Source organism: Rhodoferax sp. GW821-FHT09E07, assembly GCF_059416145.1.
Genome location: NZ_JBWKOP010000005.1, coordinates 289,403 through 305,172, shown reverse-complemented (window position 1 = coordinate 305,172; position 15,770 = coordinate 289,403). Strand labels below are relative to the sequence as shown.

Annotated in this window: 14 protein-coding genes and 1 tRNA gene; 12 read left to right on the top strand and 3 right to left on the bottom strand. The window is 60.8% G+C overall.

The features are described 5' to 3' along the window. The 4 genes from AC07OE_RS11945 (at position 1) to AC07OE_RS11930 (ending at position 2,944) form a co-directional block, all read left to right on the top strand. Positions 1 to 77, top strand: a tRNA-Met gene (locus AC07OE_RS11945). Between the two features lie 102 nt (positions 78 to 179). Then, entirely contained in the window at positions 180 to 572 is a 393-nt protein-coding gene (locus AC07OE_RS11940; protein ID WP_495070781.1) for a hypothetical protein, read from the top strand. A 93-nt stretch (positions 573 to 665) separates the two neighbouring features. Then, positions 666 to 2,006, top strand: a complete 1,341-nt coding sequence (gene miaB / locus AC07OE_RS11935; protein ID WP_495070780.1) for a tRNA (N6-isopentenyl adenosine(37)-C2)-methylthiotransferase MiaB — start codon at positions 666 to 668, stop codon at positions 2,004 to 2,006. A 119-nt stretch (positions 2,007 to 2,125) separates the two neighbouring features. Then, complete coding sequence (locus AC07OE_RS11930; protein ID WP_495070779.1) at positions 2,126 to 2,944, top strand: nidogen-like domain-containing protein; 819 nt, start codon at positions 2,126 to 2,128, stop codon at positions 2,942 to 2,944. Positions 2,945 to 3,028: 84 nt separating this feature from the next. Here the strand turns inward: AC07OE_RS11930 and AC07OE_RS11925 are convergent, their stop codons facing one another. The 3 genes from AC07OE_RS11925 to ffh form a co-directional block, all read right to left on the bottom strand. After that, a complete protein-coding gene (locus AC07OE_RS11925; RefSeq protein ID WP_495070778.1) occupies positions 3,029 to 3,247 on the bottom strand; it encodes a hypothetical protein in 219 nt (72 codons plus the stop codon). 138 nt (positions 3,248 to 3,385) lie between these two features. After that, on the bottom strand, positions 3,386 to 4,285 hold the full coding sequence (locus AC07OE_RS11920; RefSeq protein ID WP_495070777.1) for a DMT family transporter: 900 nt from the start codon (positions 4,283 to 4,285) through the stop codon (positions 3,386 to 3,388). Beyond that, the gene (gene ffh / locus AC07OE_RS11915; protein ID WP_495070776.1) at positions 4,282 to 5,646 is read right to left on the bottom strand and encodes a signal recognition particle protein; all 1,365 of its coding nucleotides are present in this window, start codon (positions 5,644 to 5,646) and stop codon (positions 4,282 to 4,284) included. Before ffh ends, AC07OE_RS11920 begins: the two co-directional genes overlap by 4 nt. 79 nt (positions 5,647 to 5,725) lie before the next feature. Here ffh and AC07OE_RS11910 point away from each other — a divergent pair, with 79 nt between their 5' ends. The 8 genes from AC07OE_RS11910 to AC07OE_RS11875 all read left to right on the top strand — a co-directional run bounded on the left by AC07OE_RS11910 (position 5,726) and on the right by AC07OE_RS11875 (position 15,746). Further along, entirely contained in the window at positions 5,726 to 6,529 is an 804-nt protein-coding gene (locus tag AC07OE_RS11910) for a cytochrome C assembly family protein (protein WP_495070775.1), read from the top strand. After that, positions 6,526 to 6,756 (top strand): PP0621 family protein, encoded by a 231-nt coding sequence (locus AC07OE_RS11905; RefSeq protein ID WP_495070774.1) that lies wholly within the window; start codon positions 6,526 to 6,528, stop codon positions 6,754 to 6,756. Before AC07OE_RS11910 ends, AC07OE_RS11905 begins: the two co-directional genes overlap by 4 nt. Continuing rightward, positions 6,756 to 8,498 carry a sensor histidine kinase gene (locus AC07OE_RS11900; RefSeq protein ID WP_495070773.1) on the top strand — a complete coding sequence of 581 codons (1,743 nt, stop codon included), beginning with the start codon at positions 6,756 to 6,758 and terminating at the stop codon, positions 8,496 to 8,498. The genes AC07OE_RS11905 and AC07OE_RS11900 overlap by 1 nt, the downstream gene beginning before the upstream one ends. Continuing rightward, entirely contained in the window at positions 8,477 to 9,985 is a 1,509-nt protein-coding gene (locus AC07OE_RS11895) for a sigma-54-dependent transcriptional regulator (protein ID WP_495070772.1), read from the top strand. The genes AC07OE_RS11900 and AC07OE_RS11895 overlap by 22 nt, the downstream gene beginning before the upstream one ends. Then, on the top strand, positions 9,978 to 10,577 hold the full coding sequence (ampD, locus tag AC07OE_RS11890; RefSeq protein ID WP_495070771.1) for a 1,6-anhydro-N-acetylmuramyl-L-alanine amidase AmpD: 600 nt from the start codon (positions 9,978 to 9,980) through the stop codon (positions 10,575 to 10,577). Before AC07OE_RS11895 ends, ampD begins: the two co-directional genes overlap by 8 nt. A 365-nt stretch (positions 10,578 to 10,942) precedes the next feature. Then, positions 10,943 to 13,867, top strand: coding sequence for a ribonucleoside-diphosphate reductase subunit alpha (locus AC07OE_RS11885; protein WP_495070770.1), 2,925 nt, complete (start codon positions 10,943 to 10,945; stop codon positions 13,865 to 13,867). Positions 13,868 to 13,988: 121 nt separating this feature from the next. Further along, a complete protein-coding gene (locus AC07OE_RS11880) occupies positions 13,989 to 15,158 on the top strand; it encodes a ribonucleotide-diphosphate reductase subunit beta (RefSeq protein ID WP_495070769.1) in 1,170 nt (389 codons plus the stop codon). 174 nt (positions 15,159 to 15,332) lie between these two features. Further along, positions 15,333 to 15,746, top strand: a complete 414-nt coding sequence (locus AC07OE_RS11875; protein ID WP_495070768.1) for a histone H1-like DNA-binding protein — start codon at positions 15,333 to 15,335, stop codon at positions 15,744 to 15,746. The last annotated feature ends 24 nt before the right edge of the window (positions 15,747 to 15,770 follow it).

The window sequence follows — 15,770 nt, the reverse complement described above, 5'->3', positions numbered from 1 at the left end:
GGTCGTATAGCTCAGTTGGTTAGAGCGCAGCATTCATAATGCTGATGTCGGTGGTTCAAGTCCACCTACGACCACCAGATTGAGAACCCGCAGTGCGCAAGCCCTGCGGGTTTTTCTTCGGCCCCACACGCCCTGCGTCGGTAAAATCGCAGTTTCTCCACAGCCTCTGGATACACACCATGAACCGCTGCGCTTCTCTCTCCATCCTGGCCCGCGCCTGCTGCCTGGCCGCTGCCATGGCTGCCACCGCCGGGCCGGCGCTGGCCCAGACCACGGCCGTGGTCGCCATCCGCCAATTCCCGCCCAAGGCTGTGCGCGGCACCCTCAAGGTGGTGGCGCCGCCCGAAGTGGTGATGGACGGCAAAGCCGACCGGCTGTCCCCAGGCTCGCGCATCCGCGGCTCCAACAACATCATGGTGATGTCGGGTGCGCTGGTGGGGCAGACGGTGGTGGTGAATTACACCCGCGAGCCCACCGGCATGATCCACGATGTCTGGATCCTCAGCGCCGACGAGATTCGCCTGCTGCCGGTGCCAGCACCGGCGCCCGCCCTGCCCGTCACCACGCAGTAAGCGCACCGCGCTACTTTCACGCCAAATCGGCCTCCAGCCCCCGCAAAGATTGCGCAAGCTGCTCCTGTATTCATAGCATTCCCCGGGTACGTCATGTCCAAAAAAGTCTTTATCAAAACCTTTGGTTGCCAGATGAACGAGTACGACTCGGACAAGATGGTGGACGTGCTGGGCGCGGCCCAAGGCTACGAGCCCACGCAGAACGTGGACGAGGCGGACCTGATTCTGTTCAACACCTGCTCGGTGCGCGAGAAGGCGCAGGAGAAGGTGTTTTCCGACCTGGGTCGCATCAAGCACCTGAAGAAAAAAGGCGTGCAGATTGGCGTGGGCGGCTGCGTGGCCAGCCAAGAGGGCGCCGAGATCATCAAGCGCGCGCCCTATGTGGACGTGGTGTTTGGCCCGCAAACCCTGCATCGCCTGCCGGAGCTGCTCAACGCCCGCAAGGCGCTGGACAAACCCCAGGTGGACATCAGCTTCCCAGAGATTGAAAAGTTCGACCATCTGCCTCCCGCCAAGGTGGACGGTGCATCGGCCTTCGTGAGCATCATGGAAGGCTGCTCCAAGTACTGCAGCTACTGCGTGGTGCCCTACACGCGCGGTGAGGAAGTGAACCGCCCGTTTGAGGACGTGCTGGTGGAGATTGCCGGCCTGGCCGACCAGGGCGTGAAAGAGGTGAACCTGCTGGGCCAAAACGTGAATGCCTGGCGCCACACGATGGGCGGCACCAACGAGATGGCTGACTTTGCGACGCTGCTGGAATACGTGTCTGACATTCCCGGCATCGAGCGCATCCGCTACACCACCAGCCACCCCAACGAGTTCACGCCCAGCCTGATTGCGGCCTACGACAAGTTACCCAAGCTGGTGAGCCACCTGCACCTGCCCGTGCAGCACGGCAGTGACAAGATCCTGATGGCTATGAAGCGCGGCTACACCGCCATGGAATACAAGAGCACCATTCGCAGGCTGCGCGCCATCCGACCCGACATGAGCATCAGCTCGGACTTCATCGTGGGCTTCCCCGGCGAGACCGACGAGGACTTTGCCAAGATGATGAAGTTGATCCACGACATCGGCTTTGACAACTCGTTCAGCTTCATTTTCAGCCCCCGTCCCGGTACGCCCGCGGCCAACCTGCATGACGACACCCCACACGAAGTGAAGCTGGCCCGCCTGCAAGAGTTGCAGGCCGCCATCAACGCCAATATCGCCACCATCAGCAACCAGCGCTTGGGCACCGTGCAACGCATCCTGGTGGAAGGCATGAGCAAGCGCGACAACGGCGAACTCATGGGCCGCACCGAGTGCAACCGCGTGGTGAATTTTGCCGGCCAGCCGCGCCTGGTGGGGCAACTGGTGGATGTGCGCATCACCGAGACCCGTAGCTACACGCTGCGTGGCGAGGTGCTGACCCAGGAGTTGGTGGGCGTTTGACGGCGTAACAACTCTTTACAAAAGTCCATGCGGCGCATAGGCCGAAAGCACCATGGCGCGCGGTGATGCCAAAGCGTTTCTTGAAGATACTCAGCTTTCGTTTTAAGGGAGCTTTTCGTATGTTCAAAAAAATCGCTGCTGGCGCCCTGCTGGCTGTCACCTTGGCCGCCGCACCTGCTTACGCAGCGGCTGTGCATGATGCCAACCTGTTCACCACCAACACGCTGGACCGCAATGACGACGGCTACACCGGCCTCGTGTCGCTGGGCTTCAACGTCAACTTCTTTGGCCAGAGCTTCAGCAACCTGTATGTGAACAACAACGGCAACGTGACGTTCAACCAGCCACTGGGCACCTACACACCGTTCAACCTGTTGACCACCAGCAAACCCATGCTGGCTCCCTTCTTTGCCGATGTGGACACGCGCGCCCAGAACAGCGGTGTCACCCAATATGGCCAAGGCACCCTCAACGGTCACAACGTGTTCGGCGTGAACTGGCTGAATGTGGGTTACTACAACAGCCAAGCTGACAAAACCAACAGCTTCCAGCTCATCGTAACCGACCGCTCCGACACGGGAGCCGGCAACTTTGACTTCCAGTTCAACTACGACAAGATCACCTGGGAAACCGGCAGCGCCAGCAATGGCTCCAACGGCTTCGGCGGCTACTCCGCCCGCGCAGGTTGGTCCAACGGCACGACGTCTTCGTTCGAACTCGCAGGCTCTGCCATCAATGGCGCCCTGCTCAACTCTGGCGCCAATGCGCTGGTGTCCCATAGCCTGAACTCCAACATCAATGGCCAGTACAACTTCCAGGTGCGCAACGGTGCGGTGATTCCCTCGGTGCCCGAACCTGAAACCTACGCCATGCTGCTGGCCGGTCTCGGCCTGATGGGTGCAGTGGCACGCCGTCGCACCAAAGCCAGCAAGGCCTAATGACCCTATCGGCTTAGGCGCTGTGCGCTGACAAAAAAGGGCTCCCGCGGGAGCCCTTTTTGCATGGGGGGATGGCTACGACGCTTACTTCGCGGCCTCGGCCTTCTTCTCCATAGCCTTCTTGCCGTGGTGCTTGGCCTTCTTCATCTTCTTGGCAGGTGTGGCCGCAGGGGCTTCCTTGGTGTCTTTTTTGGCTTCGACTTTGGCGGGAGCCGTCGACGCGGCTGGAGCTGCTGCGGGTGCCTGAGCAAATGCACCCACAGAAATCAAGCCAGCGATCAGGGTTGCGAGAACTTTGTTCATGTCAGTAGCCTTTCAGGTTTTGAGATTCGCTCCAGTGCATCTGGATGCCCTCCCACAACGGCTGCCACGTACGCGTGTTGACCGCTTGCGTGTGAAGATAGGTAAAGCTGGGCACGCTACACGCGCACAGTGGTCAGATCAATGCTCCGGTGGCTCTGCGGAGACACGGCCCTCATGGGCGGTGAGCAAAGCGCCTGCAGCGCCACAGATCGCGATCATCACCATGCCTACCAGTGACCAGTGGTCCGGCACGTGGGAGAACAGCAGCCACCCGCCCAACATGGCAAAGCCAATCTGCGCATACATGTAGGGCATGAGGGTGGCCGCAGGCGCACGCTTGAAGGCCTGGATAAAGATAAAGTGACCCAGGCTTCCCATGAAACCCATGAACACCAAGCCGGCCCACACCGCCGGCGAGCCAATCGGCGCCCAGAAAAAAGGGCCCGCACACAGGGCCACCACGGCCCCGGTCCAACCTGTGTAGAACTGCATGGTCATGGGGTTTTCCGTGCGGGCCATGCGGCTGGTCAGCAATTGAAAACCCGCGTTGGCCAGCACTACGCCGATCGGAAAGAGCAAGGCCCAGTTGAAGTCGGTCCCTTCAGGCCGCACGATCACCAGCGTTCCGATGAAGCCCCCCACCACCAGCAGCAGGCGCAGGCGCGACACTTTTTCGCGCAGCATGCGCGCGGCCGCCAGCGTCACGACCAAAGGCGTCAGCAGCACGATCGCGGTGAATTCGCCCACAGGCATGTGTTTGAGGCTCAGAAACGCCAGCACGCTGGTAAGCAACAACAGCAACCCGCGCAGCAGGTGCAGGCGCAAGTATTGCGTCTCCAGCAACGCCCGCCCCTGGCGCGGCCACTCCAGGGCCGTAGTGGCCAGCGCCTGAAAACCGTAGCGAAATAGCATCGCCACCATCAGAGGTGCACTCAAGGACACCCATTTGGTCGTGGTGTCCAGCACCGCGAAGCAGGCCATGGCCAGCACCGCCAAGCCTATGCCGGCCAACCTGCGAGAGCGTTCAGGGGCGTTCAAAACGGCATCTTGGGCATGCCCTTCATGCCGCCCAGACGCTTCATCATCTTCATCATGCCGCCGCCCTTCATCTTCTTCATCATGTCCTGCATCTGCTCAAACTCCTTGAGCATGCGATTGACCTCTTGCACCTGCACACCGGCCCCCGCGGCGATGCGGCGCTTGCGCGTGGCCTTGATGAGATCAGGCTTGCGGCGCTCCAGCGGCGTCATGCTGTGGATGATGCCTTCCTTGCGCTTGATGTCTTTCTCGGCCTTGTCCATGTCCACCTGGCCAGCCTTGGCCGCCATGGCGGCCGGCAGCTTGTCCATGAGGCTGGAAAGACCGCCCATTTGCTTCATCTGCTGGATCTGGGCCAGAAAGTCGTTCAGGTCAAACCCGCCGCCGCTCTTGACCTTGTCGGCCAGCTTCTTGGCGGCCTCAATGTCGACGCCAGCGGTGACCTGCTCCACCAGCGCCACGATGTCGCCCATTCCCAGAATGCGACCTGCATGGCGCTCGGCATCGAACACTTCCAGGCCGTCAAGCTTTTCGCTGGTACCGGCGAATTTGATGGGAGCACCGGTCACCTGGCGCACCGACAGCGCCGCGCCGCCGCGCGAGTCGCCATCGGTCTTGGTGAGAATGATGCCGGTCAGCGGCAGCGCTTCCTTGAAGGCTTTGGCGGTGTTCACCGCGTCCTGGCCCTGCATGGCATCCACCACAAACAGCGTTTCCACCGGATTCAGCGCGGCATGCAGGTTCTTGATTTCCAGCATCAGCGCTTCGTCAATCGCCAAACGGCCCGCGGTATCGACCAGCAGCACGTCGAAGAAATGCTTTTTGGCATAGTCCAGCGCCGCGCGGCCAATATCCACCGGGTCCTGGTCCGGCGTGGACGGAAACCATTCGGCGCCGGCCTGGGCCGTCACCGTCTTGAGCTGTTCAATCGCGGCGGGGCGGTACACGTCGCCCGACACCGTCAGCACCTTTTTCTTGCGCTTCTCGATCAGGTGTTTGGCCAGCTTGGCCGTGGTGGTGGTTTTACCGGCGCCTTGCAAGCCCGACATCAGGATGACGGCGGGCGGCTGCGCGGCAAGGTTGATGTCGCTCACGCCTTCGCCCATGGTGGCTGCCAGCTCGCGGTTCACGATGCTGACCAGCACCTGGCCGGGCTGCAGCGAACCCAGCACTTCCTGGCCCAGGGCCTTGTCTTTCACCCGGGCGATGAAATCGCGCACCACGGGCAGGGCCACGTCGGCCTCCAGCAGGGCCATGCGCACCTCGCGCAGCATGTCGGTCACATTGCTCTCGGTGATGCGGCCTTGACCTCGCAGATCTTTGACGAGGCGTGAGAGTTTGTCGGTAAGGGCGGAGGCCATAAGACGTATTCCGGCTGGCGGAACCTGTGGTGAAGGCCAGCCGGGGAGCTGGCAGGGAGCAAAACGCTAAACTGTGGACATGATTTTAGCCAGTGCGTCCCCCACCAGCCTGACCCTGTCGGTTTTGGCAGCCAGCGCCTATGCGTGGCCTGCCTTGCGCGCGCGTAGCCTGTCAGCACAAACCGCACGCGCCTGGGTGGCAGTGGCCTGGTTACTGCACGGTAGCGCGCTGGCCTGGAGCCTGTTCGGTGAGAGCCCGCACTTTGGCTTTGCCCCGGCCTTGTCGGTCACGGCCTGGCTGGTGGCCGCGGTCTATGGTGTGGAAAGCCAGGTGTTCCCACAACTGGAGACCCGCTGGACGCTGGCGGCCGTGGGCTCCGTGGCGGTGCTGCTGGCCTGGGTATTTCCAGGCGCCAGCCTGGCCGCAACAGCTTCGGTATGGTTGCCTGTGCATCTGGCGTTTGGCGTGGCCTGCTACGGGCTGTTCGGCACCGCCGTGGTCCACGCCTGGTTCATGACGCGGGCCGAGGCCCGCATCCGCAAGGCGGCCGACCCCCACAGTGGATTGCCATTGCTGACCCTGGAGCGTCTGACCTACCGTTTTGTGGCGGCGGGCTTTGTTCTGTTGACCATCACCCTTGCTGTAGGCTACTGGTTTGGTGATGTGGTGTATGGCCCCACGCATGCTTGGCGGTGGGACCACAAAACCGTGTTCTCGCTGTTGTCTTGGATCACCTTTGCCGTGCTTCTGGTGGGACGTACACAGTTCGGCTGGCGCGGCAAGCGCGCCGTCGGTGTGCTGTACACGGGCTCGGTGCTGCTGTTCTTGGCCTATGTAGGCTCGCGGTTTGTCATGGAAATCATCCTGGGGCGGGTGGCGTGAAATACTTGCTTGTCTTCCTCGTGGTCTTTGTGGTGGCTTGGCGTTGGCGCAGTGCCCGCGGGCTGGAACACCAGACCCGTGCCCATCGCAAAGCAGCACAGCTGGCGGAGCCAGCCGCCATGGTGGCCTGCCGCCGTTGTGGCGTTCATCTTCCGGAGCAAGATGCCGTGGCCGGCGCGCATGGCAGCTACTGCAGTGCCGCACACCGCGCTGCCGCTGAAGCCTGATGCCCACCCACGACCCTGAGCATTCCTGGTTTGGCCCGGCCGCACTGGAAGCCGGGCCGCTCGTCGACGGACAGGAAGACACGCAAGAATTCGGCAGACTGTGGCAGGGCTTCATGACGGCCCGCCTCACGCTGGGCGTGGTGCTGCTGGTGCTGCAAAGTGTTCTCTACGCCAGCGGCAATGCCCACAGCAAGGCATTGGTAGCGGTCAGCATTGCTTACTTTGTGGGGACGCTGGTGGCGCGGATCTTTGCCCGCCCTCGCCCACTGGGCCAGGCCTTCAACCGCGCCTGGGGCGTATTGATTGGTTTGGACGTGCTGGCGTTTTCCGCCATGCAGCTGTTGCAGGGCAATAGCCTCAACTACACGCCCCTGTTTGCACTGCCGATTCTGCTAGCCTCGGTATTGGGGTCTTTGCGCCTGGCTCTGGGCACTGCCGCCGGTGTGACCATGCTGTTGCTGGGCGCCACCTTGTGGACCTACCTCTCCAGCCCTGTCGATGCCACGCCCTACCTGGTGCAAGCGGCCCTCAGTGGCGCCGGTTACTTCGTGATTGCCTTGCTGGCCCACCAACTGTCATCGCGGCTGGTCAGCGCAGGCAAACGCGCACGTTTGAGCCAGTTGGCCGCCAACGTGCAACGCCAGGTCAACGAACTGGTGATTGAAGCCCTGCCCGATGGGGTGATGATTGTGGACAACCGCGGCAGCGTGCGAGCCGCGAACCCTGCCGCCCGAGCCCTCCTGGGGACGCAGCAGGCCCTGCGCGCCACCCTCTTTGACCTCAAGAGCGAGCCGGCCTGGCACGCCCTGCTGCAGCTCACGCGCCTGAGCATGGGCACCGGGCGCGGCCAACAGGCCGAGATCACCATTCGCCATGAGGGTGATGGCCCACGCCGCGTGCTGGCGCGCACACAGCTGGCTGCACCCCAGGGAAATGGCCATGAAAGCCTGTGCGTGCTGTTCCTGCAAGACCAACGTGAGCAGGAGGCCCGGCTACGCACCGAGAAGCTGGCCAGCATGGGGCGACTGTCCACCGCCGTTGCGCATGAAATTCGCAACCCGCTGGCCGCCATTGCGCAGGCTAATGCGTTACTAGACGAAGACATTACCGACCCACGGCAAAAGAAACTCACAACCATGGTGGGTCAAAACGCTAAGCGCCTGGAAAAAATTGTGGACGACATCCTGAATGTGTCCCGCGTGCGGGGTTCAGGCCCGTTGCTGCAGCCCGGAGCCGTCTTGCTCAATGAACTGGTTCACCGCATTACCACCGACTGGGCAACCCAAAACGGCCTGGATACGCTGGTGCAAATCCGCTTGTCAGAGCAAGCGACCTGGGTGCGCTTTGATGCCGACCACCTGCGCCAGGTTCTCGTGAACCTGCTGGACAACGCACGACGCTATGCCAGCAAGCGCACTGGCAGCATCCAGGTGTTGACCTGTGTGCAAGCGCAGGCCTGCAGTGTGTCGGTATGGAGCGACGGTGCCCCCATGGACCAATCGGTCCAGCGCCACCTGTTTGAGCCCTTCTTTTCTTCCGAAAGTCGCTCCAGTGGCCTGGGGCTATATATCTGCCGCGAGCTCTGCGATCGCCACGGGGCGAGCCTGGGTTACCAGCGAAGCCCGCAGACGCTGGAGGGCGCCACGACAGAGGGCAACGAATTCGTGATCGCGCTGGCCCTTCCCGAGCCGTCCGTACCGCAGGACAATACCGACACACCATGGCAAACCACCCTGTATTGAGCGACGCGCGCATTCTGGTTATCGACGACGAACCAGATTTGCGCACCCTGTATGAACTCACGCTGCTGCGCGAGGGCTACCGGGTAGAGACTGCCGGTACGGTGCAGGACGCCAAGGACCAATTGGCGCTGCAGCGTTTCGACGCCGTCATCACCGACATGCGTCTGCCAGATGGCCTGGGAACCGACATCTTGGGTCAGTTGCGCGCGGAGCAACGCTCCGAGCGCTGTATTGTGATTACCGCCTACGGATCTGCCGAGAATGCGGTCGAGTCGCTCAAGGCCGGTGCATTTGACTACCTGACCAAGCCCGTGGACCTCAAACAGTTTCGCAACGCCGTGGCGAACGCATTGCAGGGCGTTTCGTCCAACGCATCCTACGCGGCAAACGCCAAAGCCGCTACCGCGAGGGGAGCGAGCACTGCGGCACTGCCAGCCACCGGCCAGGCCGCGTTGAACCGCTTGGCCGGCAGCTCCGCCACCATGCAGAGCGTGAAAGAGCGCATCGTCAAAGTAGCCCGCAGCATGGCACCGGTATTGGTGCGCGGCGAGTCGGGCACTGGCAAGGAGCTCGTGGCCAGTGCGGTGCATGCGAACAGCCACCGCGCCAGCGGCCCCTGGGTGGCGGTCAACTGCAGCGCAATCCCTGAAAATCTGATGGAGGCCGAATTTTTCGGTGCACGCAAAGGTGCCTACACAGGCGCGACACAGGACCGGGGCGGCTTCTTCCAGGCGGCGCATGGCGGCACCCTGTTTCTCGATGAAATTGGGGATTTGCCACTGGCCATGCAATCCAAGCTGCTGCGAGCTATCCAGGAGCGGCATGTACGTCCCCTTGGCTCGCAACAGGAAGAGGCGGTGGATGTACGCATCGTCAGCGCCACCCACAAAGACTTGGTCGCCGAGGTTCAAGCCGGGCGCTTCCGCCAGGATTTGTTCTACCGCCTCAACGTGATCGATCTCTACATCCCGCCGCTACGGGAACGCTGCGAGGACCTGCCTGCGCTGTGCGATGCGCTGCTCGCGCGCATCGCACAGGAATCTGGCACCTTGCCAGCGCAGCTATCCCCCTACGCGGCAAACCAGCTCGTCCAGATGCCTTTGCTGGGTAATGTGCGCGAACTCGAAAATCTGCTACACCGGGCGGTAGCGCTCTCAGACGGGGCCATGCTGGAACTGGATACCCACCCCTTGGCCACGACCCCGACTCCTCTACAAGCGGACGATACACCTGCAGCACCTCCGCCCCTACAACACGCGAACGTGCCAGCCCCGCCTGTTGCGCCGCCCATCGAAATTCCGAAGGACTTGCAGCGCCATCTCGATATGCAGGAGCGGGAAATTTTGGTACGTACCCTCAGAGAAACCCGCTACAACCGCACAGTCGCGGCCCAGCGGCTGGGCATCAGCCTGCGGCAAATCCGCTACCGCATGGCGCGCCTGCAGATCGACGTACCCAACGCATCAGACGAAACACCCGATGCCTGAGCCTCACACGCCACTGTGGAACAACGGGTGGTACCGCTTTGCGCATCGCCTGGGGTCGCCTAACTTTGGTCCTCGCCCCCCTGCCACACAGGTGGACCTGATCGTGCTGCATTCCATCAGCCTACCCCCAGGTCAATACGGTACCGGCCAAGTGCAACGGCTGTTCACCAATACCCTGGACTGGAACGCACACCCTTATTTCAAGAGCATCCAGGGCATGCAGGTATCAGCCCACTTTTTTGTGCAGCGCAACGGTGATATCTGGCAGTTTGTAAGTTGCGACGCCCGCGCCTGGCACGCCGGCGTGTCCCGTTACCGCGGCAGGGACAACTGCAACGACGATTCCATCGGCATTGAACTCGAAGGCCTGGAAGGCCATACCTTTGAACCTGCGCAATATGAAGCCCTGCAAGCTTTATGTCCTGCCATCGCCCAGCAATATCCCATTCAGCACATTGCGGGCCATGAGCACGTCGCTCCGGGGCGCAAAGCCGATCCGGGGCCTGGTTTTGCCTGGTCAGAGCTGCAGAAAATTCTGGGATTGCCAACCGAGTGTTTTCCCTCGGGAAGCACGACGCCGACAACGCCATAAAAATATTTCGTAACTATTTGGCGCGCCTGCAGAGTTCGCTAGCGCACCTGCCCGCCACGGCTGGTGCAGCAACCATGCGCCTTTCAAGGGCAAATCACTCCAAAAAGCGCACCAAATGGCGCTGAGCTGCCGAAAAAGCCCATCTGGCAAGGGCTTGCGATTGCGCGCCAAATATCGCCTGCCACCGGGCCCCAGCGGCACGACCACACAAGCAGGCGGTACACTACCGGTAGTGGCTTGTAACCACCCCAGACCCCAGATATAGTGTGCACTGCTGAAGTCGCACACCGACGGATCCAACCACTACAGCGCCAGCCGACGGGTCACCAGGCACACATAAAAACACTGATTTAGACGAGGAAATCATGCAATCCATTTCTACCGTAAGCCCAGCATCCTCTGCCACCCTGCTGACCGTGCACAGCACGGCCGCTGCAGAAGGTGGTGCGGTCAATACCCTGGCCCACTACCAAATCATTCGCCGCAATGGCGCAGTGGTCCCCTTCGAGCCCAACAAAATCGCCGTGGCCCTGATGAAGGCTTTCTTGGCGGTGCATGGCACCCAAGGTGCCGCATCCGCCAGCGTGCGCGAGACGGTGGACGGCTTGACCCAACAGGTCATCCGCGCGTTGATGCGTTCGCGCCCCGGTGGCGGCACCTTCCCTATTGAAGACGTGCAAGACCAAGTGGAATTGGGCTTGATGCGTGGCGGCCACCACGAGATTGCCCGTGCCTACGTGTTGTACCGCGAACGCCGCACCCAGGAACGTGCCAAGCAGGTTGCACAAGCCGCACCTGCTCTGCCCACCATCCATGTGCTGGAAGACGGTCAACGCATTGCGCTGGACCTGAACCAGCTCAAATCTCGCATTGAAGCGGCATGCACGGGACTGGGCGCGGATGTCAAGGCTGATCCTATCGTCGCCGAAACCATGCGCAACCTGTATGACGGCGTACCGATGGACGAGGTGTACAAGGCTTCGATCCTGGCTGCCCGCACCCTGATCGAAAAGGATCCGGACTACACCTACGCCACCGCACGCCTGTTGTTCCATACCATTTCCCGTGAAGTGCTGGGCCGTGATGTGGCCCAAGCCGACATGCAGGAAGCCTATGCCGACTATTTCCCCGGCTTTATCAAGCGCGGTGTGGATGCCGAGCTGCTGGATGAAAAACTGCTGCAGTTCGATCTGAAGCGCCTGGGAGCTGCCGTCAAGGCCAGCCGCGACCTGCAGTTTGACTACCTGGGCCTGCAGACCCTGTATGACCGCTACTTCCTGCACGAAGGCAAGACCCGCATCGAACTGCCCCAGGCTTTCTTCATGCGCGTGGCCATGGGCCTGTCCCTCAATGAGATCGACCGCGAAGCCCGCGCCATCGAGTTCTACGAAGTGCTGTCCAGCTTCGACTTCATGTCCAGCACGCCCACGCTGTTCAACAGCGGCACGCTGCGTTCGCAACTCTCCAGCTGCTACCTGACCACCGTGCCCGACGACCTGGACGGCATCTACGAATCCATCAAGGAAAACGCCCTGCTCTCTAAATTTGCGGGCGGCCTGGGCAATGACTGGACCCGCGTGCGGGCCCTGGGCTCCCATATCAAGGGCACCAACGGCGAATCCCAGGGCGTGGTTCCTTTCCTCAAAGTGGTGAACGACACCGCCGTTGCAGTGAACCAGGGCGGCAAGCGCAAGGGCGCGGTGTGTACCTACCTGGAAACATGGCACCTGGACATCGAAGAATTTCTGGAACTGCGCAAGAACACCGGCGACGACCGCCGCCGCACGCACGACATGAACACCGCCAACTGGATCCCTGACCTGTTCATGCGCCGCGTGATGGAAAAAGGCACGTGGACCCTGTTCTCGCCCTCCAACGTTCCTGACCTGCATGATCTGTTTGGCGCCGACTTCGAAAAAGCCTACGTGGCCTACGAAGCCAAGGCCGCACGCGGTGAAATCAAGCCCTCGCGCACCGTGGAAGCCAGCGACCTGTGGCGCAAGATGCTCACCATGCTGTTTGAAACCGGCCACCCATGGATTACCTTCAAGGATGCCTGCAACGTTCGCTCGCCCCAGCAACATGCCGGCGTAGTGCATTCGTCCAACCTGTGCACCGAGATCACACTCAACACCAGCGACACCGAAACCGCCGTCTGCAATCTGGGTTCGGTCAACCTGCGCCAGCACTTGAAAGACGGCAAGCTGGACCACGACAAGCTCAAGCGCACCATTGGCACTGCCATGCGCATGCTGGACAACGTGATCGACATCAACTACTACGCCGTCAAGAAGGCGCGTGACTCGAACATGCGCCACCGTCCCGTGGGCTTGGGCGTTATGGCCTTCCAGGACAGCCTGTATGCCCTGCGCATTCCTTACGCGAGCGACGCCGCTGTGCAGTTTGCCGACGAGTCCATGGAAGCCATCAGCTACTACGCCTATTGGGCGTCCACGGAATTGGCCCGTGAACGCGGCCAGTACTCCAGCTTCAAGGGTTCTCTGTGGGACAAGGGCATCCTGCCACCCGACACCCTGGACATGCTGGCCCAGGCCCGCGGCGGCTATGTGGAAGTGGATCGCTCCGCCACCCTGGACTGGGATGCCCTGCGCAAGAAGATTGCACAGGACGGCATGCGCAACTCCAATTGCGTGGCCATTGCGCCTACTGCCACCATCTCCAACATCATTGGTGTGGACGCCTCCATCGAGCCGTGTTTCGGCAACCTGTCGGTGAAGTCCAACCTGTCGGGCGAGTTCACCGTCATCAACAGCTACCTGGTGCGGGACCTCAAGGCCTTGGGTCTTTGGGACGACGTGATGGTGATGGACCTGAAACACTTCGACGGATCACTGAGCCCCATCGACCGTGTGCCCCAGGAAATCAAACAGCTTTATGCCACCGCATTTGAAGTGGAAACACGCTGGTTGGTGGAAGCCGCGGCACGTCGCCAAAAGTGGATTGACCAGGCGCAGTCTCTGAACATCTACATGGCCGGCGCATCCGGTAAGAAACTCGACGAGACCTACAAGCTGGCATGGCTGCGGGGTCTGAAGACCACCTACTACCTCCGCACCATGTCCGCTACACACGCCGAGAAATCCACGGTGACAGCAGGCCGCATGAACGCTGTGTCTTCGGGCAACGACGCACAAGGCTCCACCAAGATGTCCAGTGCCTTGGAAGCCGCTGCTGCCGCGGCGAATGCGCAGATGGAGTTGGCGACCAATGCGGCCACCGACATCAAATTCTGCGGCGTGGACGACCCTACCTGCGAGTCCTGCCAGTAACAAGAGAGGTGCATCGCAAGTGACATTGCGATGCTATAGAGCAACACAAATGGGCAGCGAAATGCATGACTTCTTTTCATTTCATTTCGCTGCTCTCATAATCCGCTGATTGGAATCACCTATGTTGACCTGGGACGAAGAAGTCAAGCCCACATCGCCGAGCAACTTTGCGCGCAACCCGTCTGAACAGCTGTCGGTTGCGCAGGCACCAGTCACCCCTGTGTCCTTGCAAACTCCCGCGGCTGTAGCCGCCGTGATGCAAACTGGAACACCGCGCCGAATCCGCGCTGACGACAAGCGCATCATCAATGGCCAGACCGATGTGAACCAGCTGGTCCCCTTCAAGTACAAGTGGGCTTGGGAAAAATACCTGGCCACTTGCGCCAACCACTGGATGCCGCAAGAAGTCAACATGACGCGCGACATTGCCTTGTGGAAAGACCCCAATGGTTTGACAGAAGACGAGCGTCGTATTGTCAAACGCAACCTCGGTTTCTTTGTCACCGCTGACTCGCTGGCTGCCAACAACATCGTGCTGGGTACCTACCGTCACATCACGGCGCCCGAGTGCCGCCAGTTTCTGCTGCGCCAAGCCTTTGAAGAGGCTATCCATACCCACGCCTACCAGTACATCGTGGAATCATTGGGCTTGGATGAGAGCGAGATCTTCAACGCTTACAACGAAGTCCAGTCCATCCGTGACAAGGATGAGTTCCTGATCCCGTTCATCGCGGCCATCATGGACCCGAACTTTCACACGGGCACTGCAGAAACCGATCAGACGCTGCTCAAGTCGCTCATCGTGTTTGCCTGCCTGATGGAAGGTCTGTTCTTCTACGTGGGCTTCACCCAGATCCTGGCTCTGGGTCGCCAGAACAAAATGACAGGCGCGGCCGAGCAGTACCAGTACATCCTGCGCGACGAGTCCATGCACTGCAACTTCGGCATCGACCTGATCAACCAGCTCAAGCTCGAAAACCCGCATCTGTGGACGGCCGAGTTCAAGGCCGAGATCCGTGGCCTGTTCGAGAAAGCCGTGGAACTGGAATACCGCTACGCGGAGGACACCATGCCCCGCGGCGTGCTGGGTATGAACGCCTCCATGTTCAAGGGCTATCTACGCTACATCGCCAACCGTCGTGCGACACAGATCGGTTTGGAGCCGCTGTTCCCGAACGAGGAAAACCCCTTCCCCTGGATGAGCGAAATGATTGACCTGAAGAAGGAGCGCAACTTCTTCGAGACCCGCGTGATCGAGTACCAATCCGGCGGCGCGCTGTCCTGGGATTGAAGCGCTCGTTGATGATGTTTTCTAGAATTTCACGCCCTCAGCATCGCAGCACAGACTGCGGAATGGGAGCGTGTCACCGCGTTCATGTTGCTGGGATTGCGCCCAACAACATGAATCGCTTCTTGCACCCAACTGGCAAGAAGTGCTCTTTGTAAATTGATCAAGGAGAAAATCATGGCAACTGCAAAAAAACCGGCCGCAAAGAAGGCCGCTCCCGCGAAAAAAGCTGCACCCGCTAAGAAAGTAGCAGCAAAGAAGGCAGCTCCTGCCAAGAAAGCCGCTCCCGCCAAAAAGGTAGCAGCGAAGAAGGCAGCTCCTGCCAAGAAAGCCGCTCCCGCCAAAAAGGTAGCAGCGAAGAAGGCAGCTCCTGCCAAGAAAGCCGCCGCGAAAAAGGCTCCAGCGAAGAAAGCCGCTGTTGCCAAGAAGCCTGCAGCGAAGAAGCCCGTAGCCAAAAAAGCAGCGAAGAAGCCCGCTGCGAAGAAAGCCGCGAAAGCACCCGCTGCCAAAGCTGCCCCTGCAGCCCCTGCGGCGCAAACTACGCTGAACCCGCAAGCGGCTTGGCCGTTTCCGACTTCCAGCAAGCCCTGAGCGTTTACGCGATAGGCACCAAAG

Coding starts and splice junctions, on each gene's coding strand:
- AC07OE_RS11925 (WP_495070778.1), bottom strand. CDS start 3,247: ATGAACAAAGTTCTCGCAACCCTGATCGCTGGCTTGATTTCTGTGGGT.
- miaB (WP_495070780.1), top strand. CDS start 666: ATGTCCAAAAAAGTCTTTATCAAAACCTTTGGTTGCCAGATGAACGAG.
- AC07OE_RS11885 (WP_495070770.1), top strand. CDS start 10,943: ATGCAATCCATTTCTACCGTAAGCCCAGCATCCTCTGCCACCCTGCTG.
- AC07OE_RS11900 (WP_495070773.1), top strand. CDS start 6,756: ATGCCCACCCACGACCCTGAGCATTCCTGGTTTGGCCCGGCCGCACTG.
- AC07OE_RS11910 (WP_495070775.1), top strand. CDS start 5,726: ATGATTTTAGCCAGTGCGTCCCCCACCAGCCTGACCCTGTCGGTTTTG.
- AC07OE_RS11875 (WP_495070768.1), top strand. CDS start 15,333: ATGGCAACTGCAAAAAAACCGGCCGCAAAGAAGGCCGCTCCCGCGAAA.
- AC07OE_RS11895 (WP_495070772.1), top strand. CDS start 8,477: ATGGCAAACCACCCTGTATTGAGCGACGCGCGCATTCTGGTTATCGAC.
- ffh (WP_495070776.1), bottom strand. CDS start 5,646: ATGGCCTCCGCCCTTACCGACAAACTCTCACGCCTCGTCAAAGATCTG.
- AC07OE_RS11880 (WP_495070769.1), top strand. CDS start 13,989: ATGTTGACCTGGGACGAAGAAGTCAAGCCCACATCGCCGAGCAACTTT.
- ampD (WP_495070771.1), top strand. CDS start 9,978: ATGCCTGAGCCTCACACGCCACTGTGGAACAACGGGTGGTACCGCTTT.
- AC07OE_RS11930 (WP_495070779.1), top strand. CDS start 2,126: ATGTTCAAAAAAATCGCTGCTGGCGCCCTGCTGGCTGTCACCTTGGCC.
- AC07OE_RS11940 (WP_495070781.1), top strand. CDS start 180: ATGAACCGCTGCGCTTCTCTCTCCATCCTGGCCCGCGCCTGCTGCCTG.